Raw genomic sequence first — 24,160 nt, 5'->3', positions numbered from 1 at the left:
CAGGTGCCCGGGCTTGGCGCATCCCGCACAGTCTGCTGAGCGGGCCCTGAAAAACGGTGGTTTGTGCCAAGCGGCCTATACTTTTAACCGTTTATGCGCGGTCTCATGATGCTGTAATAAAACCGTGATGCAGCGTTGCAGCCAGGCTTCAAGAACGAGCAACCGCTTGCCCCTCATGACCTCAACCATCACTCAGGACCGCACTCATGAGCTTCCTTCGTCCCAAGTTCATTACCTTTGACTGCTATGGCACGTTGACCAACTTTCAGATGGGGACCATGACGCGCGAGCTGTTCGCCGATCGGGTCCCAGCCGAGCAGATGGATCAGTTCGTCAAGGATTTCTCGGCCTACCGGCTGGACCAGGTGATGGGCGACTGGCGGCCCTATGATGAAATTCTCAAGACGGCCCTGGCCCGGGTCTGCAAGCGTTGGGGCGTCGAATACAAAGGCGAAGGCCAGCTCTATTACGATGCCGTACCGACCTGGGGCCCGCATGCCGACGTACCGGCAGGCCTGTCGAAAATCGCCGACAAGATTCCCCTGGTGATTTTCTCCAACGCGATGGACGAGCAGATCATGTCCAACGTCGACAAGCTCGGCGCACCTTTTCATAAAGTCTTCACGGCTCAACAGGCGCAAGCCTACAAGCCGCGCCTGGCGGCCTTCGAGTACATGCTCGATAACCTCGGCTGCGGGCCGGAGGATGTCCTGCACGTGTCTTCGAGCTTCCGCTACGACCTGATGTCGGCCCACGACATGAAGATCAAGCACAAAGCCTTCGTGGCCCGGGGTCATGAGCAACCGGCGAACGCGGCCTTTGGTTACCACCAGATCCCGGACATCGGCGGGTTGGCCGGCCTGGTCGGTCTCTGAGTCTCATTGCACGCTTCAAGGCATAAGGGGTTAGACATGGGCAGTGAGTCTTATTGGCTCGATACCGCACCGGCCTTTACCGGTGCCCAGCTCGGTGCGTTGCCCGGGCAGGTCGATGTGGCCATCGTCGGTGGCGGTTTCACTGGCCTGGCCGCCGCCCGGTCCCTGGCCTTGAAGGGCGCCAATGTGGTGGTGCTGGAAGGCGGGCGGGTCATTGGCGAGGCTTCGGGGCGCAACGGCGGCCAGTGCAACACCGGCGTCGCCCAGGACTACGCGTCATTGAGTGCGAGCCTCGGCGCCGACAAGGCGCGCGCCTATTACCAGGCCTATGAAAGCGCCGTGCAGAGTGTCGTCTCGCTGGTGGAGCAAGAGCAGATTGCCTGCGACTTCAAGCGCAATGGCAAGCTCAAGCTGGCGGCCAAGCCCCTGCACTACGAAGGGTTGGCCCGTACTTCCGAGTTGATCCGGCGCGAGGTCGATGCCGAGGTCGAGTTGCTGTCTGCGCAAGAAACCCGGGCTGAAGTGAACTCGGCCCAGTTCCATGGCGGCTTGCTGCAGCGTAACGGCGTGCAGATGCATGTCGGACGCTTCGGCGTAGGGTTGGCCGAAGCCGCGGCCCGTCACGGCGCGCTGATTTTTCAGGGCGTATCCGTAACCGACTGGAAAGCCAGCGCCGGTGGTTATCGGGTCAACACCTCCAAGGGGTCGCTCCAGGCCACGCAGATCCTGCTGGCCACCGGCACTTGCCAGCAAGGTGGGTTGGGCTGGTATCGGCGGCGGATCGTGCCGGTGGGCAGTTTTGTGATCGCCACCGAGGTGCTACCGCAGGCGCTGATCGACAGTTTGCTGCCGGCACACCGCTCCTATGTCACCAGCCGGATGATCGGCAACTACTTTCGGATCACGCCGGATAATCGCCTGCTGTTTGGCGGGCGGGCGCGGTTCGCCATGTCCGACAGTGTGTCCGATGCCAAGAGCGGCAAAGTCCTGCACGCGGCGATGGTGCAGATGTTCCCCCAGCTGGCCCACGTCAAGGTCGAGTATTGCTGGGGCGGATTGGTCGACATGACCTCTGATCGGCTGCCCCGGGCCGGCCAGCACGCCGGCGTTTACCACTCCATGGGCTACAGCGGCCATGGCGTGCAGATGTCGGTGCACATGGGCCAGGTCATGGCTGACGTCATGGCTGGCAAGGTCGAGGCCAACCCTTGGCGCGAACTCGACTGGCCGGCCATCCCCGGACATTTTGGCAAGCCCTGGTTCCTGCCGCTGGTAGGTGCGTATTACCGCCTTCAAGACTATTTGCACTGAGTGACGGGTGCGCTGCTTCAGGTTTCAACACATTGCGTATAGCGCGAGCCATCGAGCCTTATCATTTGCGAAAGGTAGAACCGACATGACTGACAAAAAAAACAGTATCGACACCCAGCTGATAACAGGTACGGAAAGTCTGCGCGTTTTCGAAGGGCTCAATCGCGGCATGTCACGCCGCAATGCATTGCAGATGCTGGGGTTGGCCGGGGTGGCCGTGGCGGGCGCCGGCAGCCTGTTCGGCACCGCCGGCAAGCTGTTCGCCGATGAGGAAGCCGCCAGCCCAGGCAAAGGCAAGCCTGGCGGACGCATCCGCGTCGCCGGCTCGACCAGTTCCACCGCCGACACCCTGGACCCGGCCAAAGGTTCGTCGTCCACCGACTACGTACGCCATTACATGTTCTACAACGGGCTGACGCGTTTTGACAGCCACATGGTGCCGCAACTGGAACTGGCCGAGCGTATCGAGACCACGGACGCCACGCTCTGGGTGATCAGCCTACGCAAGGAAGTGACCTTCCACAACGGCAAGGCATTGACCGCCGCCGACGTGGTGTTCTCGCTGTTGCGTCACAAGGACCCGATCACCGGCTCCAAGGTCCTGCCGCTGGCCTCGCAGTTCGCCGACGTCAAGGCCGTCGGCACCCATGAAGTGCAGATCCAGTTGAGCGGCCCCAACGCTGAACTGCCCTCGGTCCTTGCCGTCTCGCACATGTTGATCGTGCCCGAGGGCACCAGCGATTTCAGCCAGGGCGTCGGTACCGGCCCGTTCAAGGTCAAGGAGTTCAAGCCCGGGGTGCGTTCGGTTGGCGTGCGCAACAGCAATTACTGGAAACCCGGCCTGCCGTACCTGGACGAGATCGAATTCATCGGCATTGCCGACGAATCCTCCCGGATCAACGCCTTGTTGTCGGGGGACGTGCACATCGTCAACGAGGTCAATCCACGCTCGACGACTCGCATCAAGGCCAGCGCCAGGCATCGGGTCATCGACTCACCGTCGGGCAATTACACTGACCTGATCATCCGTCAGGACCAGATGCCCGGCAAAAGTCCGGAGTTCACCCAGGCGATGAAGTTGTTGCTGGACCGGGAGCAGATCAAATCGGCGATCTTCCGCGGTTATGCGCGGATCGGCAACGACCATCCGATTGCGCCCGGGGCACGCTTCTTCAACGCCGATTTGCCGCAACGGGCCTACGATCCCGAACAGGCCAGATCCTTGTTGAAGAAGGCCGGCATGGAGAGCATCAGCATGCCGCTGATGTGCTCGCCCGCGGCGACCGGTTCGGTGGACATCGCGGTGCTGCTGCAGCAGTCCGCCAAGGAGGCCGGGCTCAAGCTCAACGTCAATCGCCTGCCAAGCGATGGCTATTGGTCCAACCACTGGGCCAAGCACCCTTTGAGCTTTGGCAACATCAATCCGCGACCGAATGCCGACATGCTGTTCTCGCAGTTCTTCCAGTCGAGCGCGCCCTGGAACGAATCAGGCTGGAAAAACGAGCAGTTCGACCAGTTGTTGATACAGGCCCGCGGTGAAACCGACGAGGCCAAGCGCGGCAAGATGTACGCCGACATGCAGGTGCTGGTGCATGAGCACGGAGGCATCGGCGTACCGGTGTTCATCAGCAACATCGACGGTGCCGACCAGCGCGTAAAAGGCTACGGCGCCAACCCCCTGGGCGGTTTCATGGGCTACATGTTTTCCGAGCAGATCTGGCTGGATGCCTGATGAAGGTCGGTTTGGGCCACATTGCACGAGGGTCGGATGATGAATAGCAACACACTGTGGTTGATCGGCCGCCGCCTGGGGGCGGCGGTCGTGACCTTGTTGATTGTCTCCATGGTGGTGTTCGCCATCACGGCGGTGCTGCCGGGGGATGCGGCGCAACAGGCGCTGGGACAGTTCGCCACGCCGGAACAGGTGGCGGCCCTGCGGACGAAAATGGGCCTGGACCAGCCCGGTGTGTTGCGTTACCTGCATTGGCTGACGAGCCTGCTCAGCGGTGACCTGGGAATGTCGATGTCCAACGCCACGCCGGTGATCGAGCTGATGGCCGGCCGGGTTCCCAACACCTTGATGCTCGCCGCTGCCACGGCCCTGGTGTCGGTGCCCGTGGCGTTGACCCTGGGGATCGGCTCGGCCATGGGCCGAGGCGGGCGCCTCGACAGCTTCCTGAGTTTTTTCACCTTGACCATGGTGGCCGTGCCGGAGTTTCTGGTCGCCACCTTGGCGGTGCTGATATTCGCGGTGAACCTGGGTTGGTTATCGGCGCTGTCCTACGCCAGTGAAATCACGTCCCCCTGGCAATTCATGCGCACCTACGCATTGCCGGTGATGACGCTGTGCTGCGTGATTGTCGCGCAAATGTCACGCATGACCCGCGCAGCCGTGATCGATCAGCTCGACAGCCCTTACGTGGAAATGGCCCGGCTCAAGGGCGTGAGCAATATCCGCATCGTGCTCCGGCACGCCTTGCCCAATGCCATCGGCCCCATTGCCAATGCCATTGCCCTGAGCTTGTCCTACCTGTTGGGCGGGGTGGTGATCGTTGAAACGATCTTCAACTATCCCGGCATTGCCAGCCTGATGGTCGATGCCGTGACCAACCGCGACATGGCCTTGGTTCAAGCCTGCACCATGTTGTTTTGTACGGCGTACCTGGTGTTGGTGTTGATTGCCGACCTGTGCGCGATTCTTTCCAATCCGAGGCTGAGAAACCAATGAACAACCTCATTGTGAAATCGCCGACGGCGGCCGCTGCGCTGGGGTTGGGCAAAGACGCCCACGCAAAGTCCTGGCTTGGCCTGGCCGGCGCCGCGATGTGTGTGATCTGGTTGCTGGTGGCGATTTTCGGCCCGTGGCTGGCGCCGCATCCGGTGGGCGAAGTGGTCTCCGACAATGTCTTCGACAGCCTCAGCGCGACGTACCCGTTCGGCACCGATTACCTGGGCCGCGACATGCTCAGCCGGGTTCTTGTCGGCGCGCGTTTCACCGTCGGCCTGGCGTTGGTGGCCGCGGTGCTGTCGAGCACCCTGGGAACCAGTCTGGCGCTGTTGTCGGTGGTGTCGCCAAAGTGGCTGGATGAATTGATCAGCCGCCTGATGGACGCGTTCATTTCGATCCCGAGCAAGATGCTGGCGCTGATCATGGTCTCGGCTTTCGGCTCCTCGGTCACCTTGCTGATCTGCACGGCGGTGTTGAGCTATACCCCCGGTGCCTTCCGCATCGCCCGCAGCATGGCGGTGAATATCGAAGCGCTGGAGTACGTGCAAGTGGCCCGTACCCGGGGCGAACGCCGGCTGTACATCGCCTGCGTGGAAATCCTGCCGAACATCCTCAATCCGGTGCTGGCGGACCTGGGCCTGCGTTTTGGTTTCATCGTGCTGCTGCTCAGTGGCATGAGTTTCCTCGGGCTGGGCGTACAACCGCCGGATGCCGACCTTGGCTCGCTGGTACGCGAGAACATCGGCGGCCTCAATCAGGGGGCGCCCGCGATCGTGATTCCTGCCCTGGCCATCGGCACCCTGACCATCGGCGTGAATCTGTTCATCGACCGGTTGTCGTCGCGACATAGCCGACGTACGGGAGGTCATTGAAATGAGTGAGTTGATTCGGGTACAGGACTTGCGCGTGGTCGCCTGCGGCGAGCGCGATGAGGTGGACATCGTCAAGGGGGTTAGCTTCTCCCTGCAAAAAGGCCAGGTATTGGCCTTGATCGGTGAGTCCGGTTCCGGCAAGACCACCATAGCCCTGGCGCTGCTCGGTTATGCCCGACGCGGTTGCCGGCTGGCGGGCGGCGTGGTGCAAATCGGCGACGACGACATGCTGGCGGTGAGCGAAAGCCAGTTGCAGAAGTTGCGCGGCAACCGGGTGTCCTATATCGCCCAGAGCGCCGCAGCGGCGTTCAACCCGGCGAAAAAACTCATCGACCAGGTAGTGGAAGGCGCGCTGATTCATGGCCTGGGCAGCCGGGCGGTACTTGAGGCCAAAGCCATCGAGCTGTTTCGCGACCTGGCCCTGCCAGACCCTGAGCGCATCGGCCAGCGCTATCCTCACCAGGTGTCGGGCGGGCAACTGCAACGGGTGATGGCGGCCATGGCGCTGATCAGCGATCCATTGCTGGTGGTGCTCGACGAGCCGACCACCGCCCTCGATGTAACGACCCAGATCGATGTGCTGCGGGCCTTCAAACGGGTGGTCCGCGAGCGTGGCGCCACGGCCGTCTATGTGTCCCACGACCTGGCGGTCGTGGCGCAGATGGCTGATCAGATCGTCGTGCTCAATGGCGGCGAGATCTTCGAACATAGCGCCACGGCACCTTTGCTCAAGGGCCCGGCCCACGAATACACCCGCAGCCTGTTGGCGGCGGCGCGGCCGGACACGACGATCCGTCCGCCCGGCGACATCGCGCAGGACACGCCATTGCTGACCATCCAGGGGCTGACCGCCGGCTACGGCAACAAGGACGCCCAGGGCATGCCAGCGATTCGCGTGCTGGAAGGCATCGACCTGACGATTCGCCGAGGCCAGGCCATCGGTGTCATCGGTGAGTCGGGCTCGGGCAAATCGACCCTTGCACGGGTGGTGGCCGGGTTGTTGCCGCCAGCCCTTGGCGGCTTGTCCTTCGATGGTCAACCCCTGGGCGGCAGCCTGTCGTCGCGTACCCAGGAGCAGTTCCGACGCATACAGATGGTCTTCCAGAATGCCGACACCGCACTCAATCCGATGCACAGCGTCAGCACAATTCTGAGCCGTCCGCTGAAGATGTATTTCGGTCTCAAGGGCGCGCCGTTGCGCGAGCGTATCGGCGAGCTGCTGGACCTGGTGCGTCTGCCCCGGACGATGGCGGACCGGCGTCCGAACGAACTGTCCGGCGGACAGAAACAACGGATCAACCTGGCCCGGGCCTTGGCGGCCAAGCCCGACCTGATTCTCTGTGACGAGGTGACCTCGGCGCTGGATACCGTGGTCGGTGCGGCAATTCTCGAATTGCTGCGCGATTTGCGCCAGGAGCTGGGCGTGTCCTATCTGTTCATCAGCCACGACATCTCCACCGTGCGCGCCTTGTGTGACGACATCGTGGTGATGTACAGCGGGCACAAGGTCCAGGCCGGTACGCGTCAATCCTACGCCGAGGCTCCGTTCCATCCGTATACCGATCTGTTGATCCATTCCGTACCGGAACTGCGCCAGGGCTGGCTGGAAAACTGCGGGGCAACGACCTGCCAGACGCTGCCGTCGATTGGCCCGAAAGCCGCTGTGCCAGGGCTGTGCACCTTCCTCAATCGCTGCCCGGTGAGGGTCGACGGGCTGTGCAATCGCGTCTCGCCGGACCGGCGGATGTTAGTCGGTGGCAGCGAAATCCTTTGCCACCACGACAGCGCCGAACTGATGAAAACCCAGCAATCGAACAATCCGACCGTGGCGGCGTACGCATGAAACCCCGTGTATTGGAAATTCTCAAACGGCTGATGGCCTTCGATACCGTCTCTTCGGAATCGAATATGGCCTTGATCGAATACGTGCGCGATCTGCTGCTGACCAAGGGCATCGAGTCATTGATTGTGCGGGACGACAGCGGCAACAAAGCCAACCTGTTTGCCAGCACGGGGCCAGAGGATGTGCCGGGGATCCTGCTGTCGGGGCATACCGACGTGGTGCCGGCGGCGGGGCAGGCCTGGACCTTCCCGGCGTTTGCGGCGACGGTGCGGGACGGACGGATCTATGGCCGCGGCAGTTGCGATATGAAGGGCTTTATCGCCCTGGCAATCGACGCCATGCTCGATGCCGCCGAGCAGCCATTGAGCAGGCCGCTGCAGCTGGCGCTGTCCCATGACGAGGAGATCGGCTGCGTGGGGGTACGGCGTTTGCTTGACGTGCTGCACCTGGCACCGGTCCGGCCGTTTCTATGCGTCATCGGCGAGCCGACCAATATGCAGTTCGTCCTCGGGCACAAGGGCAAGGGTTCCTACCGTACGTACTGTCGTGGCCTGGAGGCGCACTCATCATTGGCGCCACGCTCGGTCAATGCGATTCATGTGGCCTGCGATTTCATCGCCGCGCTGCGCCTGAGCCAACAGCAATTGCAAGAGCAGGGTGCCCGGGATGCCGATTACGATGTGCCCTACAGCACCGTGCATGTCGGTCAGATTGTCGGCGGCAAGGCGCTGAACATCGTGCCCAACCTGTGCACCCTCGATTTCGAAGTGCGTAACTTGCCGGCGGACGACCTCGACGGCTTCTTGGAGCAGATGCGCGAACGGGCCGAACTGATCGTGCGCGAGGCGCAAAAGCTTTCCAGCGTGGCGGCGATTGAAATCGAGACCCTGAACGTCTACCCGGGCCTTGACACCCACCCGAGCGTCGAAGCGGTACGGTTCCTGAAAAACTTTGCCGCCCCGGACACGGGTACCGCGAAAGTATCGTTCGGTACCGAGGGCGGTTTGTTCAAGCAACGCCTGGATGTACCGGTGGTGGTCTGCGGCCCGGGTTCGATCGAACAGGCGCACAAGCCTGACGAGTTCATCGAGATCAGCCAGATGGAGGCGGGCAAGTGCTTTCTGCAAGGGTTGCTGGGCTCGATGCGCATTTGATCCTGCAACGGTAAAGCCTGCCATCGGGGGTAATGCTGTTCACTTAACAAAATGACGTACCCGTGGCGAGGGAGCTTGCTCCCACTCGGCTGCGAAGCAGGCGTAAACCGGCGGATGCGGTGTGTCTGATACTAAGTGTTTGGCAGGTTTTGGGGCCGCTTCGCGGCCCAGCGGGAGCAAGCTCCCTCGCCACGGGTTCCCCGATTGCCTTAAGTGAACAGCATTATGCCGTCGAACGCGGATTTTCAGCATTCAAGGCTGTAGGGCCGGCGTTTTCAGCATCCTCGTCCAGGGCGACTCAATAGACTGAAGGCTGTCTCAGAACAGGACCCGACGTCATGCTCAAGAATCGCCTGAAAGACCCCAGCCTGCTGGTAGAACTCGCTTACATCGACGGCCAGTGGGTCGGCGCCGACAACGCCGCCACCCTGGACGTGATCAACCCGGCCACCGGCGAGGTGCTTGCCCGGGTACCGGCAATACACGGCAGTGAAACCCGACGCGCCATCGAAGCCGCCGACCGTGCCTGGCCGGCCTGGCGCGCGCGCCCGGCGGCGGAACGGGCGGCGCTGCTCGATCGCTGGTACCAGGCGATGATCGATAACCTCGACGACCTGGCGTTGATCCTTACCCTTGAGCAGGGCAAGCCGCTGGCGGAAGCCAAGGGCGAGATCCGCTACGGTGCCAGCTTCGTCAAATGGTTTGCCGAAGAAGCTCGACGGATCTATGGCGAAACCATCCCGGCCCCCAGCGGTGATCGGCGCTTGATGACCCTCAAGCAACCGGTGGGCGTTTGCGCCGCGATCACGCCGTGGAATTTCCCCAATGCGATGATCACCCGCAAGTGCGCACCGGCCTTGGCCGCGGGGTGCACGATCGTGGTCAAGCCGTCGGACCTGACCCCGCTGTCGGCCCTGGCCCTGGCGGTTCTGGCTGAGCGGGTCGGGATTCCGGCGGGAGTATTCAACGTCGTGACCGGCATGCCCGCCGGCATTGGTGAAGAGCTGACCGGCAACCCGACGGTGCGCAAGCTTTCCTTTACCGGCTCCACCGCTGTCGGACGCCTGCTGATGCGCCAGAGTTCGGAACACATCAAGCGCCTGAGCCTGGAGCTGGGCGGTAACGCTCCGTTCATCGTGTTTGACGACGCGGACCTGGAGCAGGCCGTGACCGGCATCATGCTCAGCAAATTCCGCAACGCCGGGCAGACCTGCGTCTGCGCCAACCGGATCCTGGTGCAGGACGGGATCTACGAGCGCTTCGCCCAGCGCCTGGTGGAGGAGGTGGGCAAGCTCAAGGTGGGCGACGGCCTCGAGGCCGAGGTGAACATCGGTCCGCTGATCAACGCGGCGGCGGTCAGCAAGGTCGCTCGACACATCGACGAGGCGTTGAGCCAGGGCGCTCGCCTGCTCTGTGGGGAAATTCCCACCGGCGACAGCCAGTTCGTCCAGCCGACGGTGCTCGGGGAAACGCACGCCGGAATGCTGCTGGCCAACGAAGAAACCTTCGGTCCGGTTGCTCCGCTGATGCGCTTCAGCACGGAAGAACAGGCGCTCGCCTTGGCCAACGCTACGCCCTATGGCTTGGCGGCATATTTTTTCACTCAGGATCTGCGCCGCTCATGGCGGTTCGGCGAGGCCCTGGAGTTCGGCATGGTTGGCCTCAATACCGGGCTCATTTCCATGGACGTCGCGCCCTTCGGCGGTATCAAGCAATCGGGCCTTGGGCGTGAGGGCAGCAAGTATGGCCTGGATGAATTCCTTGAAGTCAAAGCCTTCCACGTCGGCGGGTTGTGATGCGGTCAGCGATTTGAAGAGGAGGCACGGTTGATGAGCAAACCATTCAGAATCGCCGCGATTGCTGGCGACGGTATTGGTAAGGAAGTCTTGCCGGAGGGGCTGCGGGTATTGGAGCAGGCGGCGAAGAAATGGCAATTGGACCTGAGCATCGAAGTGCTCGACTGGGCCCACTGCGATTACTACCTGGAACACGGGCAGATGATGCCCGCCGACTGGTTTGAACAGCTCAAGGGCTTCGATGCGATCTATTTTGGCGCCGTGGGCTGGCCGGACAAGGTACCGGATCACATTTCCCTGTGGGGTTCGCTGCTGAAGTTTCGCCGGGACTTCGATCAGTACGTGAACATCCGTCCGGTGCGGCTGTTTCCCGGCGTGCCGTGTCCGTTGGCCGGACGTGAAGCCGGGGACATCGACTTCGTGGTGATCCGCGAAAACACCGAGGGCGAGTACTCCTCGGTCGGCGGCAAGATGTTCGAAGGCACCGAGCACGAGTTCGTGCTGCAGGAGTCGGTATTCACCCGACGCGGTGTGGACCGGATTCTCAAGTTCGCCTTCGACCTGGCCCAGACCCGGCCGCGCAAACGCCTGACGGCGGCGACCAAGTCCAACGGCATTTCCATCAGCATGCCGTACTGGGACGAACGCACGGCGCTCATGGCGCAGCAGTACCCGGACGTCACCTGGGACAAGCAACACATCGATATCCTGTGTGCGCGCTTTGTGCTGCAGCCAGACCGTTTCGATGTGGTCGTGGCCTCGAATCTGTTCGGTGACATCCTGTCCGACCTCGGGCCTGCCTGCGCCGGTACCATCGGCATCGCCCCTTCGGCCAACCTCGATCCGCAGCGTCGATTTCCCTCGTTGTTCGAACCGGTCCATGGCTCGGCGCCAGATATCTATGGACGGAACATCGCCAACCCGATTGCGATGATCTGGTCCGGTGCCTTGATGCTCGACTTCCTGGGCAATGGTGACGAGCGCTATCGCGCGGCCCATGACGGGATTCTCAGGGCCATCGAGCGGGTTATTGCAGAGGGCCCGATTACGCTTGATCTTGGCGGGCAGGCGTCGACTCAGGAGGTTGGCCTGGCTATTGCGGGGGCGCTTTGAACTGGGAGTTGTGCTCCGGTCCTGCTCCCACAGGGTTCTATGTGAGCCGTGAGATCTGCGTCTGCCGCGGTCCAGTGTGGGAGCGAGCCTGCTCGCGAAGGCGGAGTGTCAGTCAATGAAAATTTTGAATGGGCCGGCCCTTTCGCGAGCAGGCTTGCTCCCAAAGGAGAAGCGCGGTTCACCAAAAAACAGGTCGGCTCGAAGGCCGCCTCGTGGAGGGCGTTGATCTCGGCGCCCCGTTAACCACGCTGGCCGAACGTAGGCATTGCGCAGTGGGCACTTCGGCATGGATGCCGAGGTAGCCGCGCTGGGCCAGGGACGGCCCTTCGCGGCGGCCCACGGAGCAATGCCGGAGTGAGGGCATGCCGAGCCTTAGCGAGGCACCGAGTGGTGGGGCTAAAGCGCTTTGGTTACTTTCACGCTTTTTGAAAGTGACCCGCCGTAAGGGCGGAACCCTAAGCCGCCGTGACCGCAACAACGGATATTCACACCAAAGAAGCGCCGTCAGTCATCACTTGCAAACATAAAACTTGCGCACATAGACGCTGCTCTTCCAGGCGCAAGGAGCCCCCTTGGGCACAAACACCGTATCGCCAGTATTCACCTCCAGCCCCGTCCCATCGCCGAGCTGGAGAATGATGCTGCCCTCGATCAGGTGCATCAGTTCGTGCATCGTGTGCGGCCTTGCCCTGCGGGTATAGGGCGTCGAATCCCAGACGCCGATGCGCAGGTTGGTCGTGTCCTCGACGAACACATTGTTCGAGCGACATTGCGGTGTCGGGCTCAGCAGGAATTCTTCACTCGGTGGCGTCGAGGGTGCGAGCAGGGTGTGCCGGGGGAGAGCGATAATCCCGACGTTGCCCGCTGCAACAGGCTGGGTATCGGCGCAGAATGCCCAGAGCGAGCCAGGTTGCGCCTCGATCCGAATCGATGTGCCGCGGGCAATTACCGCGCTATCACCCGGATCGAGTTGCAGCGAGTGTTCGTCGCTTTGCAGAGTGACTTGTCCGGCGTGGACCACGATCGTTTCACTGTAGGGATATGCATCGACGCTGAACTGTCCGCTCGCCTGGACGATACCGGCAGCAATGTCCTGGGTCCCGAGATAGGCAATCTGCCTGTCGAACGGATCGTTGGCGCCCAATGAGCTGCAGGTGAATGCGGTTGACGCGGGAGTGCCGTTGGCGTGGGCCAACAGTACGGCAGTGGGCTCTGGCATGAGGGTGTTTCTCCGGGAAAGTAGAGGATGTAGCGGTGATGCAGGGGCGTCAGCCGATGGCCTGGGTCACCAGCGCAAACTGCTTTACGCCGCCGCTTGCCTGGGGCGGGGAGCCACGGACCATCTGGGCGACGGTGTCGACCTGCTTCAGCCCGGTTTCTTCCAGCCACGGACCCAGGCCGCTGTCGGACGGTACATCCATGCGTACGAAAGCATCCGGCACTTGAGCCAACAGCACCGCGATCAAGTGCTTGGCCTGTTGTGGATTTTCTGCAACGACCGGGCCGATGTAACGACCACGACCGAATGGACGCAGGATGGCGAACGCGCGCAGTTGACCATCGCGCTCAATGCCTACCGCCTCTTCGACACAATCGAACAAGTCACCAAGCACGGCGCGCCTGTCCAGGCCGCTGCCGGCATTGGCCAGTTCGATCTGGGCGGTTTGATCGGTCTTGGTCAGGTGGCGGCAATGCTCACCGGAGGGCAGGTCCTCGGGGACCGGGGGCAATACGTTCCCCTGATGTTGTTGGATATGACCAAAGTCAACGAATCCCTGGCTGGCATAAAGAGGCGCGCCGGCCAGCGTCGCGTTGAGCATGGCGGTTTGCGTTCCACACGCTTGGAGCGCCAGTTCCATCAGTTTGCGACCGATGCCCTGGCCCTGGTATTCGTCACTGACAATCACCAGGCCGATCGTGGCGTAAACACCCTGCGGGCAGGTGAACGCGGTGCCGATCAGGCGGCCGTGGTCCTCGGCGACAAAACCCTGCGAGACCCGCTGCAGCATGGCCCAGTCCTCCAGGCGATGGGGCCACTTCAACTGCACGGACAAGGCATGGGCCGCTGCCACATCGGCAGCGGTCATGGGGCGATAGGCATACGCCGGGCGTTGCGAACTGGGCATGAACATCTCCGTATTCAAGGGAGTGTGACCGGGCGGATTTCTCCGCCGAAAGGATTGATATCTCACCTGCGGCGAGACCTGACAAGAGGCGCAGCTTGATTCGGTAGATTGCATCAGTTGCGGCTTCACACACCGCAGTTATTGCTCAAATCGACAGCAGGCTCAGCAGCAAATATCAGCGGATTTTTCGCCGGTGCTTTTCGTAGCTGCGTGAGCAAGCACCACTCAATAACAGCGCTGGCGGTCAATCTGGCCGAGCATCGATTCACCGCGCTGATGCCGACGGATGTTGTCCAGCAACACGCCGAAGGCACTTTCGGGTTGGGTCATCGCCGCGATATGCGGCGTCAGCAGTATCTGCGGATGCTGCCAGAACGGGTGATCCGGCGCTGCCGGCTCCTGTTGCAGGACGTCGAGCACCGCCGCACTGAGTTGGCCGCTGGCCAGGGCCTCGAGCAGATCCTCTTCTATCAGGTGGCCACCGCGGCCCATGTTGACCAGGGCAGCACCCTTGGGCAGATGTCCGAATAACTGGCGGTTGAGAATCCCTTGGGTCTGCTCGGTCAATGGCAGGACGCAAATCACGATGTCGCATTGGCCGAGGAAGGCCGGGAGCTGTTCGTCACCGGCAAAGCAATTCACCCCGGCGATGTGATGCTCGCTGCGTGCCCAACCTGACAAGGCGAAGCCAAAAGCCTGCAAGGTCGCCAGAATCTGCCGGGCCTGCATGCCGAGCCCCATGACCCCGACCCGACGCTGGGCCGCCGGTTGCAGCAAGTGCGCCTGCCAGCATCGGGCAATCTGTTGCTGGCGATAACGGAGCATATCCCGGTGCAGGCTGAGCACGGCGAAGCTAGCGTACTCGCACATGCCCCGGGTGATGCCGGGATCGAGGAGACGGACCACCGGCAGGGAGGTGGGCAAGCGATCAAGATCAAGCTGATCGACCCCGGCCGACAAAGCGAACAGCACCTCCAGGTTCGGCAGCAGTGTGTCGAGATCCTCCGGTGCCTGCCAGGCGGCGAGGAAGCGAATGTCCTTCGGGTCGCCGATGTCCGGCCAGGCGCGCCATTCGATGTCCGGAGCGTGCTCGGCGAATAGACGCTTCCATTGTTCACCGCGTACCGGGTCGGCTTTATACAACAGGGCCATGGGTCACTTCTCGTACAAGATAGGGAACATCCAGCATGCCCGAGTGGCAAAGCAGGATGTATCGAAACAGCCTGCGTAATCGCCGGACACTGCTTTGTACAGGGCGTCTGCCGGCAGATTCCATGGGGCTGGAGTCGGCTGAAGGATTCTGCTGTTTGCCGGGGTGAAAACAGTCGATCCGAATTTCCCAGAGGCCAAGTTCGGCTTAGACAATTGTGTCGAACGCTTAACCTGTGGAACACATCGCAGCCGTTTCCCGGTTGCCTGGTTCACTGTGGGAGATGCCATGAACAGTAAAGTCGAAGAAACCCCGAGCCTGCTCCTTCAACGCGATCAATTCGTGCCACGAGGGTTGGTCACCGCGCATCCGCTGGTCATCGACCGGGCCCAGGGGGCAGAGGTGTGGGACGTGGATGGGGCGCGCTATCTGGACTTCGTCGGCGGCATCGGCGTGTTGAACATCGGTCATAATCACCCGAAGGTGATCGCGGCGGTGCAGGCTCAATTACAGAAGGTCAGCCACGCGTGTTTCCAAGTGGTGGCCTACAAACCGTATATCGATCTGGTCAAGCGCCTGTGTGCCTTGGTGGGTGGGCAGCAAGCCTGCAAGGCGGCGCTGTTCACTTCCGGCGCGGAAGCGGTGGAGAACGCGGTGAAGATCGCCCGCGCGCATACCAATCGTCCCGCAATCATTGCCTTCCGGGGCGGTTTTCATGGGCGTACTTTACTGGGTACGACGCTGACGGGCATGAGCCAGCCCTACAAGCAGAACTTCGGACCTCTGGCACCGGAGGTCTTCCATACGCCATACCCGAATGCCTACCGCGGTTTCAGCAGTGCGATGGCGTTGCAGGCACTCAACGAATTGCTGGCGACCCAAGTCTCTCCGGATCGGGTCGCGGCGATTATCATCGAACCGGTGCAGGGCGATGGAGGCTTCCTCAGCGCTCCACCAGAATTTCTCCAGGCGCTACGAGCCTTGACCGAGCAGCACGGCATCGTGCTCATCCTCGATGAAATCCAGACCGGCTTCGGGCGTACCGGCAAATGGTTCGGTTTTCAGCACGCCGGCATCCAGCCGGACCTGGTCACCGTCGCCAAGAGCCTGGCCGGTGGCCTGCCCATCTCGGGCGTGGTGGGGCGCGCGCACATCATGGACGCGCCACTGCCCGGTGGCCTTGGCGGCACCTACGGCGGTAACGCCTTGGCCTGTGCCGCGGCATTGGCGGTGATCGAGGCTTATGAGCAGGAGCATCTGCTCGAGCGTGGCCTGGTCCTGGGGGAGCGACTGCGCCAGGGCCTGCTGCGCTTGCAGGCCCGCCACGCGCGCATCGGTGATGTGCGCGGCACCGGTTTCATGCTGGCAATCGAATTGATCAAAGACGATGAGGCCCGCAGCCCGGATGCCGAACTCACCCAGCGACTGATCGATCAGGCAAGGATTGGCGGGCTGTTGGTGATCAAATGCGGGGTGTACCGAAATGTCCTGCGCTTCCTCGCTCCCCTGGTCACCGAAGAAAGTCAGGTCGACGAAGCACTGGCCATCCTGGATGCCGCATTGCTGCGGGTAATGGATTAGTCTCAGGTCTCGGTCGGCAAGTTGGCGATTTTGTCGACCGAGGCAGCCAGGCATAAGGATTGATAAACGCACCATGGGAGGCGACACATGCACCTGACTGATTATCGTGCGCTGCTGATCGATTGCGACGAAGTCCTGGTCGATCGGGATTCCGGTGTCTGGACGGCCCTGCAACCCTTGCTCGAAAACCGTCCGGGCATGCCGGGCAAGGAGCAGGTATTGGCGGAGTTCGACGAGGCGGTACGCGGGCTCTATCCACGTTTTTCCGATCTCGGCTTCAGCGGCTTGTTGTGTTTTGCCCATCGCCAGTTGGCGGAGCGCCTGGGGCTCAAGGTCAGCTGGGAAGAGGGCATGAGCTTTGCCCGTTCGGCCTGCAACTGGTCGCTGTTCGAGGACGCACCGGGTGCCATGTTGTATCTGCGCAAATTCTACCGGTTATTGGTGTATTGCGATCGTGATGCCGAGGATCGCGACCAGCTCTGCGAGCGCTTGGGAATTCCACCCGAAGACCTGCATTCGCGAGCCTGCAATCCACTGGAGGATGAGGCATGGTTGCGGCAGAACCAACTCGAGCCTGGAACGATCATGCAAGTGTCCAGACCGCCCGCACAACCGCCAAGATCGGTCGGCCTGTGCCTGATCCGCCGTGGCCATGAGGCTGAAAATCAAGAATATTTCGCCGATTTCTACATCACCAGCATGGCCGACCTCGTCGCTCAGCATCAGCTATCTTTGCGCCGTTGAATTTGCTAAAACCACTGTCAGCCTGAAGACAACCGAGGGGTACCCGATGGAAGGTTTAATAAAACTAGACCGAATTGATATCAGTATCCTTGTTGAACTTCAAAAAGACGGTCGGATGACCAATGTCAGCCTCGCCGATGCCGTGGGACTGTCCTCCAGCCCTTGTCTGCAGCGGGTCAAGCGCCTCGAATCAGCCGGTTATATCTCCGGGTACAGGGCGCATCTGAACCTCGCAAAGATCACCGACTCGGTCACGGTATTTACCGAAATCACCCTCAGCGACCATAAACGGGAAGACTTCGCCAAGTTCGAATCGAATATTCGTCTGGTCGACGAAGTCCTTGAGTGCCACTTGATCAGCGGCGGTTACGATTATCTGGTGCGCTTCATGACGTGCAGCATCCAGCATTATCAGGAAGTGATCGAAGGGTTGCTGGACAAGAACATCGGTATCTCCAAATACTTCAGTTACATCGTCATCAAGTCGCCGGTGCTCAAGGATGGAGTGCCGTTGCGCCGACTACTGCGCCATTAATCCCACCGCTGACTCCCACAGTGGACTATCTGCATAATCAGATAGTCTGCCCACCGGAAACTTCGATGCGCTGCCCGGTAACCCAGCGGTTGTCCTCCGCCAGCAGGCTTGCAACCATTGGCCCGATGTCGTCCGGGACGCCCACCCGGCCAAGGGCGGTCATGCCAGCAAATTGCGCATTCAGATCGGGCATGTCGCGCACGGCGCCGCCCAGGAAGTCCGTCGCAATGGCCCCAGGGGCCACCGTATTTACCGTGATCCCACGGCTGCCCAGCTCTCTGGCCATGTAGACCGTGAGGGTTTCAATCGCACCTTTAGCGGCTGAGTACGCCGAGAAACCGGGAAAGGAAACACGCGTCAGCCCGGATGAATAGTTGACGATGCGACCGCCGTCGATGATCAGTGGCAAGAGCGCCTGCGTCAGGAAAAAAACACCTTTGACGTGCACATTGAACAGCTCATCGAACTGCTCTTCGGTGGTCTCGGCAAACGCCGCCATCGCGCCGTGACCCGCGTTGTTGAGGAGGAAGTCGAAGTCGGCTCGACCCCAGCCTTGCTGGAGGGCGCCGGAAAGCGTAGCGACGAATGTGCCGAAGCTGGAAACGTCACTCACATCGAGTTTCAACGCAACGGCTTTGCGCCCGAGCCGTTCGATTTCGCCAACCACGTCACGGGCCTGGGCCTCGCCGTTACGATAAGTGAGAATCACGTCGTTGCCCTTTTCAGCGATGGCAATCGCGGCATTGCGGCCCAGGCCACGGTTGGCGCCGGTAATGAGTGCAATCTTGTTCATTGGAAAGACCTCTGGATGAGTGGAATAACCTGCGATTTCGCGAGTGGCTTTTTTGTCGATAGCCGATAAGCATGGCAAAGCGCGGCGATGAGCTTGGCTGGCGCTACCGGATTCTGTTATCTGTCGGGCAGACTGTAGGCAAACCGCAGATGGTTTAAAAAGACTTTGTCTGCTCGGAACCATGCCTTATAGGTATCGCTTGATGGAACTGCGTCACCTTCGTTACTTCGTTGCCGTTGCCGAAGAGGGCAACCTGACCTCTGCCGCAACCCGACGACTTCATACCGCGCAACCCTCCCTTAGCCGCCAGCTGCGCGATCTGGAGTTGGAGGTTGGCGCGCAGCTGTTTGTCCGCAAGGCCAGGGGCATCGAACTGACGCCGGCCGGAATAGCGTTCCTGGATCAGGCCAGGCTTGCGCTCAGTCATGCCGAAGAAGCGGTGGCGGCGGCTCGGCGAGCCGCAAGGCCGGCGAAGAAGGTGTTTTCGGTGGGTTTTCTGACAGGGCAGGAAGTGGACTGGCTGCCCAGCGTGACGCGCTTGCTTCGGCATGACCTGCCCAACATCGAATTCAAGGTCATCAGCTTGCAGTCGCCCTCGCTGGCCGATGCTATTCAACGCGGCGACGTCGACCTTGGCTTTCTGCGCGTGGAGCCGCGGCCGGATGTCAGTTATGAGGTTGTCGCGAAAGAGCCACTGCTGGTCATCATGCCGAACGACCATCGCTTGGCCTCGGTGGGCGATATCGATCCGGCCGAGTTGGCCAGTGAGACGTTCATCGGCTGTTCCGAGATTCCCCATGTACTACGCGATGTCATCGCGCAGTATTTCGCCAGTTGCAACGTGCAGGTCAACGCCTCCTACTGGCTGGACGACTACGGCACCGGGATCTCCCTGATCAGTTCCACGCGGGGTGTTGCCATCCTGCCAGCCTACGTGGAGCCGCTGCTGCCCTGGACGATCGTCAGCAGGCCGCTCAAGGGAACACGACCTACCATTGATCTGGCGGTGGGTTATCGGACCGACAATCCGTCACCTATTCTTAAAATGTTCCTTGAGAACATCGATCAGATAAAAGACGCAGGGCCGCTGGGCAATCGGCGCAGGACGGACAACTAGCGGCGAAGCCCGGAGCGCCCAGGTGCTTACGGTTGAAGAGAGGGGACCATGCAAGACATCTACCACCTGTCCCGCTTTGTCGAGGCGCAGAACGCGGTGTTCGATCGAGTCATGGACGAGTTACGCGCAGGCCGCAAGACCAGCCACTGGATGTGGTTCATCTTTCCCCAGTTGCAGGGCCTCGGGCGTTCCGAAATGGCCGCGCGCTTCGCCATCTCCGGCATTGCCGAGGCCCGCGCCTATCTCCAGCACGACGTGCTCGGCCGGCGACTGGAGGAATGTGTGGAAACAGTCCTGCGGCATCAGGGCATGAGTGCCGAGCGGATATTCGGCTCACCCGACGACCTCAAGTTTCGTTCCTGCCTGACATTGTTCAGGAGCGTCCAACCGGGATCTTCCCTGTTCCAACAGGCGCTTGACCGGTTTTATTCGGGCGAGCCGGATCGCAAGACACTGCTACTGCTTGAGCAACCGAGGTGACGTGGCGAGACGACCTGCCGCGGGTCGTCCAGCCATTTTCACTTGCCGATTTCCTGCTCCGCCAGAATCGAGGCGGTGAGGGGGCTTCGGGCCTTTGCAAACCACCACCACGCCGCGGCTCCCAGGAGCGTGGCTAGCACGGCCAAAATCAGGATCACCGGTTGCGTGCCCAAGGGCGCCGCCAGCACCGCTACCAACAAGCCGGCCAACGGCTGCGACAGGTTGTTGAGCAACGTGATCACGCCCACCGTCTTGCCGAAATCCTTGGGCGGAATCACCTGTTGCCGGATCGTGCGCATGTAGACGTTGAACATCTTGTCGAAGCCGACGATCAGCAGGAAGCCCACGACGTAGCCGACCAGGTTCGGGCTCAGGGCGCTGATGAAGCCTCCCGCGGCGATCATCGAATAGCCGACGCCTCCCGAGACGCGCAGAGGCAGGGCCACCCGGGCGAGAAAGAACAGGATCACGATCGTTGTCACCGCGCCAGCCGCCTGCAGGCCCGCATAGTCGTCCTTGCCGGCGCTGTACTCGCCAAGCACCATGGCCGCCGAGGTGGCCAAGGTGACACCCACGACCAGGTTGACGCCTACCGCCAGGGTGATGATTTTCTTCAGCTCCGCCAGGTTACGGATATGCCCGAAGGCAATCCGCAGCGGTTGCAACCAGATGTCCTGATGCTGCTCGAAAACCTCAAGGGTGATACGGCTGAGGCGTTGCCAAACCAGCATGCTCAGATCGGCCAGCAGGAACAACCCGGCGATCCACAGCACCACCCAATGCCAGGCCCACACTTCCAGCATCAGGGCCGCCACCAATGGCCCGAGGACCAGGCCGGTCTGGTCGGCGATCTGCGAGTAGGACAAGGTCTTGGTGTAGCTGTAGTGCTGGAAGATGTGCGGCATCAGCACTTCGCGCGCCATGATGCCTTGGGTGGTCAGCACCCCGCACACCGCTGACAGCACCACGACCCAGGCGATACCACCGAAGACCCCATGCAGCGCCATCGCCGCGACACACAGCAGCGCCCGGTAGATCTGGCTGATGTGCAGGATCCTGATGGGCGAATACTTGTCGCACAGGGCGCCACACAACGGAAACGCGAGGAACCGCGGCAGCGACTCGACGAAAAACGCCAGCCCGGCCCAGGCCGCGCTGTTGGTCGTCTGGAACACCACCAGCGGCACGATGAACAGCAGGATCTGATCCGCCAGCCGCGACAGAAACAACGAAATGAAAAAAGCGAGGTAATCCTTACGCATGGAAACCTCCTGCGGACAAGCGACGGGGCGTGGCAGCGCAGAAAATCATCAGTAGGCCGACCCCGAACTGTCGTTGAGATTGTGTCGTTCGTCACCGCGCAGTGGCGGATTGAAGACGCTGACCAGGATCAGGTCCTGGTCCTTACCACCGCGCAGGAAATGCCGGTCATGCTGATCGAGCACGTAGACATCGCCAGGCCGGATCGCAAAGACATTGCCGTGCATGTCTTCGACTTCACCTTCTCCGGCGATGCAATAACAGGCCTCCAGATGATTGCGGTACTGCAAAAGCGACTCTGTACCCGCACGCACGACGGTATGGCACAGCGTAAAGCCCATGGCGTCACGTTCAGTGAGCAAGCGATGACTCGTGCCGGCACCCCACTCGACGAAGTAAGGGGTTTTCTCGACCTCGGATATGTTGCGAATGAACATGGGGACCTCTTTGAAATAGTCGATTGGAAACAGATCAGTTCTTTGCAGTGCCGGCGGCGACGGGCCGCAGCAGCGCATCGCCGCTGGCCAGCATCGCCTCGTTCCAGGCAACGTCTCGATGCGCGGCCATGGCCTGGACGTCACGCCAATGGCGCTGGAGCGGGTTGCCGGCGACGAGGGACGACGCACCGAGCCTTTCCACCAGACGGCGCACGGCCTGCACGCACTGGCCCGCCAGATAGGCGCGGTCGCGCTTGAGTTGCATCAGTTGTCGCGTATCTGGCGGCCGGTCATTCATGCCGGCGTCATGCAGTCGGGTGATCAGCGAGTCATACAACAACCCGGCGCTGTATAGCTGTGCTGCCGAGTGGGCGGCCTGCTCGGCGATCCGCGGATCGCTCACCGCCACCGAACCGTTGAGCCCAGTGACAAACGCGCCAAGAGCACCCTCCGCGCACCCCAGCAGCGGACCGATGATCGATGTGGTGAGGTAAGGCACGAGGGGCATGCGATCGATGTAGTCGGACGCCGGCGCATGCGTGGCCTGCGCGAACACTTCATGCAGCGCGAATACGCGAGCATGCGGCACCAGCAATTGGCGGGTCAGTACGTCATGGGAGCCGGTCGCCGCCATACCACAGCTGTCCCAACTGTCGAGTCTTTCGACTTCGTGGGCGGCGACCAGCACCAGGAACCGTGGGGTGTGAGCCGCGTCCGGGTGGTTGGGGCAGGGGGCGTTGAGCATCAGCCAGGTCGCGTCCTCGATCCCTGAACCGAAGCGCCAGCGCCCGTCGATCCGTACCCCGGCGGATTCAAAGGTCAGCCGGCTATCGGCACTGACGGAGGCTGAGGCGAAGAGCTGTCGTGGGCCATCGGTGTAGAGCTGGTCCGTGCAGGCAGGCGGCAGTCGTCGGGCGATGGCGCCGTGGCCGCCCACCAGCGCGAGCATCCAGCCCGTGGAGGCGCACGCCCGCGCGGCGATCCGCGCGCTTTCCACCAGTGTCGGCCAGTGTCCGCTGCTCGTCGCCGGCGCGCGGGGCGTCAATAGGTCCAGCCAGCCGCCGGCAAACAATTCGTCGAAGGTGCTGTCGCTAAGGCGTCGATTCGCTTCAGCCGCGGCGGCCCGCTCGCGCCAGCCGGGCAAGTGCTCGACGGCCCGCTGACACAGCGAGGGTTGTGCGGCCGGATGGAACGCCTGCTCGGCAAGCTCAAGCATCGTCTGGCCCTCCGGCACCGCGCAGCGTTGCCACGGCGCCCAGGCGCGAGCCCTCGAAACAGAAATCCGCAGGTTGCACCACCGGGCCCAACAGCTGAACCAAGCGCTCGATTTGCTGTGGATCGTCGGAGGCGACGAACTCACAGAAATTGCTGCTGTTCCACAACAGATGGACGCACTTGAACCGGGCGCACAGGGCGCCTGCCAATTCTTCGAAGGTGACCTGGCCATTCTGCATTTGCTCAAGCATCTGCTGGCGTTTCCAGTGGATTTCTTCCTCGCTGAAATAGCGGGTCTTGAATTGCTCATCCTTGACCCGTTCCCTGCGCAGGTATTCCTCCGGGTCCGGGTGGTTGAGCTTTTCAAGGAAAAACACCAGGCCGCCAGGCTTGAGAAATTGCTGGATATGGGCAATCTGGCGGTCACGGTCGCGGCTGTAGAACTGGAACGCGGCCATCTCGTAAATGAAGTCGAAGCCCTGGCTGAAAAGCCTGTACTCGGGTTGCTCCAGCAGGTCCGGTGTCACCTTGAACACCGACTGCGGATAGAACCGCGACAGCGCCGGGTCGGCATACCGGTCGAAGGCAACCTGGTTGGCCCGATTCGGCGATGAGGTGAAACTGCGGATCAGCCCGTTGGAATGGCCAGCAACGGCGCGGCCGTTACTGCCATCAAAGGCGTCCACTTCGAACAGACTGAAGGTCTGGCCTGTTTCTCGGATATTGGCCTCGGCCAGGCGGGTCAGGGCTACGCCAATCCTGGACAATTCCTCGAGAATGTACGGCACGCTGGCGAGAAAGTGGGAGAACAACGGTCCTGCCCCTTCGATCAGGCGATCGTGGTAATCGAGAACCTTTGGATCCTGGATCTCGGCGCGCAAGTGGCTGCCAAGAGACTGCATGGGCACCTGGCTGGCGCCTGTCGCCAGACTGTGGAAATGCCCGGCGAGCTTGAGCATGGCGCTTTTTTGCAGGTCCCGGTCGAGGTCGGTGTCATCCATGGATTGCGGTAAAATTTTCATGACATGGC

Annotated in this window: 22 protein-coding genes; 14 read left to right on the top strand and 8 right to left on the bottom strand. The window is 61.5% G+C overall.

All coding sequences use genetic code 11. The features are described from left to right. The first annotated feature begins 206 nt into the window (after positions 1-206). The 9 genes from PSH78_RS13460 (at position 207) to PSH78_RS13420 (ending at position 11,692) form a co-directional block, all read left to right on the top strand. Positions 207-875: a haloacid dehalogenase type II gene (locus tag PSH78_RS13460; RefSeq protein ID WP_305494668.1), complete on the top strand. Its 669-nt coding sequence runs from the start codon at positions 207-209 to the stop codon at positions 873-875. Between the two features lie 36 nt (positions 876-911). After that, positions 912-2,186 carry an FAD-binding oxidoreductase gene (locus PSH78_RS13455; RefSeq protein WP_305494667.1) on the top strand — a complete coding sequence of 425 codons (1,275 nt, stop codon included), beginning with the start codon at positions 912-914 and terminating at the stop codon, positions 2,184-2,186. Positions 2,187-2,271: 85 nt separating this feature from the next. Further along, positions 2,272-3,918: an ABC transporter substrate-binding protein gene (locus PSH78_RS13450; RefSeq protein WP_305494665.1), complete on the top strand. Its 1,647-nt coding sequence runs from the start codon at positions 2,272-2,274 to the stop codon at positions 3,916-3,918. Positions 3,919-3,957: 39 nt separating this feature from the next. Continuing rightward, positions 3,958-4,914: an ABC transporter permease gene (locus tag PSH78_RS13445; protein WP_305501254.1), complete on the top strand. Its 957-nt coding sequence runs from the start codon at positions 3,958-3,960 to the stop codon at positions 4,912-4,914. Then, on the top strand, positions 4,911-5,786 hold the full coding sequence (locus PSH78_RS13440) for an ABC transporter permease (protein WP_305494663.1): 876 nt from the start codon (positions 4,911-4,913) through the stop codon (positions 5,784-5,786). Before PSH78_RS13445 ends, PSH78_RS13440 begins: the two co-directional genes overlap by 4 nt. A 1-nt stretch (position 5,787) precedes the next feature. Next, complete coding sequence (locus tag PSH78_RS13435; protein WP_305494662.1) at positions 5,788-7,629, top strand: ABC transporter ATP-binding protein; 1,842 nt, start codon at positions 5,788-5,790, stop codon at positions 7,627-7,629. Further along, entirely contained in the window at positions 7,626-8,783 is a 1,158-nt protein-coding gene (gene argE, locus PSH78_RS13430; protein WP_305494660.1) for an acetylornithine deacetylase, read from the top strand. The genes PSH78_RS13435 and argE overlap by 4 nt, the downstream gene beginning before the upstream one ends. A gap of 338 nt (positions 8,784-9,121) precedes the next feature. Next, positions 9,122-10,579, top strand: a complete 1,458-nt coding sequence (locus tag PSH78_RS13425; protein WP_305494658.1) for an NAD-dependent succinate-semialdehyde dehydrogenase — start codon at positions 9,122-9,124, stop codon at positions 10,577-10,579. Between the two features lie 33 nt (positions 10,580-10,612). Next, complete coding sequence (locus tag PSH78_RS13420; RefSeq protein ID WP_305494656.1) at positions 10,613-11,692, top strand: tartrate dehydrogenase; 1,080 nt, start codon at positions 10,613-10,615, stop codon at positions 11,690-11,692. A 511-nt stretch (positions 11,693-12,203) separates the two neighbouring features. On the opposite strand, the gene PSH78_RS13415 is transcribed toward PSH78_RS13420, so the two are convergent. From PSH78_RS13415 to PSH78_RS13405, 3 genes are all read right to left on the bottom strand, one after another. Further along, on the bottom strand, positions 12,204-12,911 hold the full coding sequence (locus tag PSH78_RS13415; protein WP_305501154.1) for a cupin domain-containing protein: 708 nt from the start codon (positions 12,909-12,911) through the stop codon (positions 12,204-12,206). A gap of 49 nt (positions 12,912-12,960) precedes the next feature. Beyond that, complete coding sequence (locus PSH78_RS13410) at positions 12,961-13,818, bottom strand: GNAT family N-acetyltransferase (RefSeq protein WP_305501153.1); 858 nt, start codon at positions 13,816-13,818, stop codon at positions 12,961-12,963. 225 nt (positions 13,819-14,043) lie between these two features. Then, positions 14,044-14,970 carry a glyoxylate/hydroxypyruvate reductase A gene (locus PSH78_RS13405; protein WP_305501151.1) on the bottom strand — a complete coding sequence of 309 codons (927 nt, stop codon included), beginning with the start codon at positions 14,968-14,970 and terminating at the stop codon, positions 14,044-14,046. Positions 14,971-15,256: 286 nt separating this feature from the next. Here PSH78_RS13405 and gabT point away from each other — a divergent pair, with 286 nt between their 5' ends. The 3 genes from gabT (at position 15,257) to PSH78_RS13390 (ending at position 17,828) form a co-directional block, all read left to right on the top strand. Continuing rightward, positions 15,257-16,549, top strand: coding sequence for a 4-aminobutyrate--2-oxoglutarate transaminase (gene gabT, locus PSH78_RS13400; RefSeq protein WP_305501149.1), 1,293 nt, complete (start codon positions 15,257-15,259; stop codon positions 16,547-16,549). An 87-nt stretch (positions 16,550-16,636) separates the two neighbouring features. Next, a complete protein-coding gene (locus tag PSH78_RS13395; protein WP_305501148.1) occupies positions 16,637-17,293 on the top strand; it encodes a 2-haloalkanoic acid dehalogenase in 657 nt (218 codons plus the stop codon). A gap of 46 nt (positions 17,294-17,339) precedes the next feature. Then, positions 17,340-17,828 carry an Lrp/AsnC family transcriptional regulator gene (locus PSH78_RS13390; protein ID WP_008146530.1) on the top strand — a complete coding sequence of 163 codons (489 nt, stop codon included), beginning with the start codon at positions 17,340-17,342 and terminating at the stop codon, positions 17,826-17,828. Between the two features lie 37 nt (positions 17,829-17,865). Here the strand turns inward: PSH78_RS13390 and PSH78_RS13385 are convergent, their stop codons facing one another. Beyond that, positions 17,866-18,621, bottom strand: a complete 756-nt coding sequence (locus tag PSH78_RS13385; RefSeq protein ID WP_305501147.1) for an SDR family NAD(P)-dependent oxidoreductase — start codon at positions 18,619-18,621, stop codon at positions 17,866-17,868. A gap of 202 nt (positions 18,622-18,823) precedes the next feature. Between PSH78_RS13385 and PSH78_RS13380 the strand changes: the two genes are divergently transcribed. Beyond that, a complete protein-coding gene (locus PSH78_RS13380; protein ID WP_305501146.1) occupies positions 18,824-19,738 on the top strand; it encodes a LysR family transcriptional regulator in 915 nt (304 codons plus the stop codon). 48 nt (positions 19,739-19,786) lie between these two features. Continuing rightward, positions 19,787-20,218, top strand: coding sequence for a DUF1810 domain-containing protein (locus PSH78_RS13375; RefSeq protein WP_305501145.1), 432 nt, complete (start codon positions 19,787-19,789; stop codon positions 20,216-20,218). A 38-nt stretch (positions 20,219-20,256) separates the two neighbouring features. On the opposite strand, the gene PSH78_RS13370 is transcribed toward PSH78_RS13375, so the two are convergent. From PSH78_RS13370 to PSH78_RS13355, 4 genes are read right to left on the bottom strand one after another with little or no spacing between them, the layout of a single operon-like run. Further along, complete coding sequence (locus tag PSH78_RS13370; protein ID WP_305501144.1) at positions 20,257-21,480, bottom strand: MFS transporter; 1,224 nt, start codon at positions 21,478-21,480, stop codon at positions 20,257-20,259. Between the two features lie 48 nt (positions 21,481-21,528). Continuing rightward, positions 21,529-21,915: an ectoine synthase gene (locus PSH78_RS13365; RefSeq protein WP_305501143.1), complete on the bottom strand. Its 387-nt coding sequence runs from the start codon at positions 21,913-21,915 to the stop codon at positions 21,529-21,531. A gap of 34 nt (positions 21,916-21,949) precedes the next feature. Further along, entirely contained in the window at positions 21,950-23,131 is a 1,182-nt protein-coding gene (locus PSH78_RS13360) for a hypothetical protein (protein WP_305501253.1), read from the bottom strand. Then, complete coding sequence (locus PSH78_RS13355; protein WP_305501141.1) at positions 23,124-24,152, bottom strand: class I SAM-dependent methyltransferase; 1,029 nt, start codon at positions 24,150-24,152, stop codon at positions 23,124-23,126. The genes PSH78_RS13360 and PSH78_RS13355 overlap by 8 nt, the downstream gene beginning before the upstream one ends. Positions 24,153-24,160 lie beyond the last annotated feature (8 nt).

The organism is Pseudomonas sp. FP198 (assembly GCF_030687895.1).
In the GTDB taxonomy this organism is placed as follows: Bacteria; Pseudomonadota; Gammaproteobacteria; order Pseudomonadales; family Pseudomonadaceae; genus Aquipseudomonas.
The sequence above is the reverse complement of the archived record's forward strand: the minus strand, read 5'-3'. Positions and strand labels throughout refer to the sequence as shown.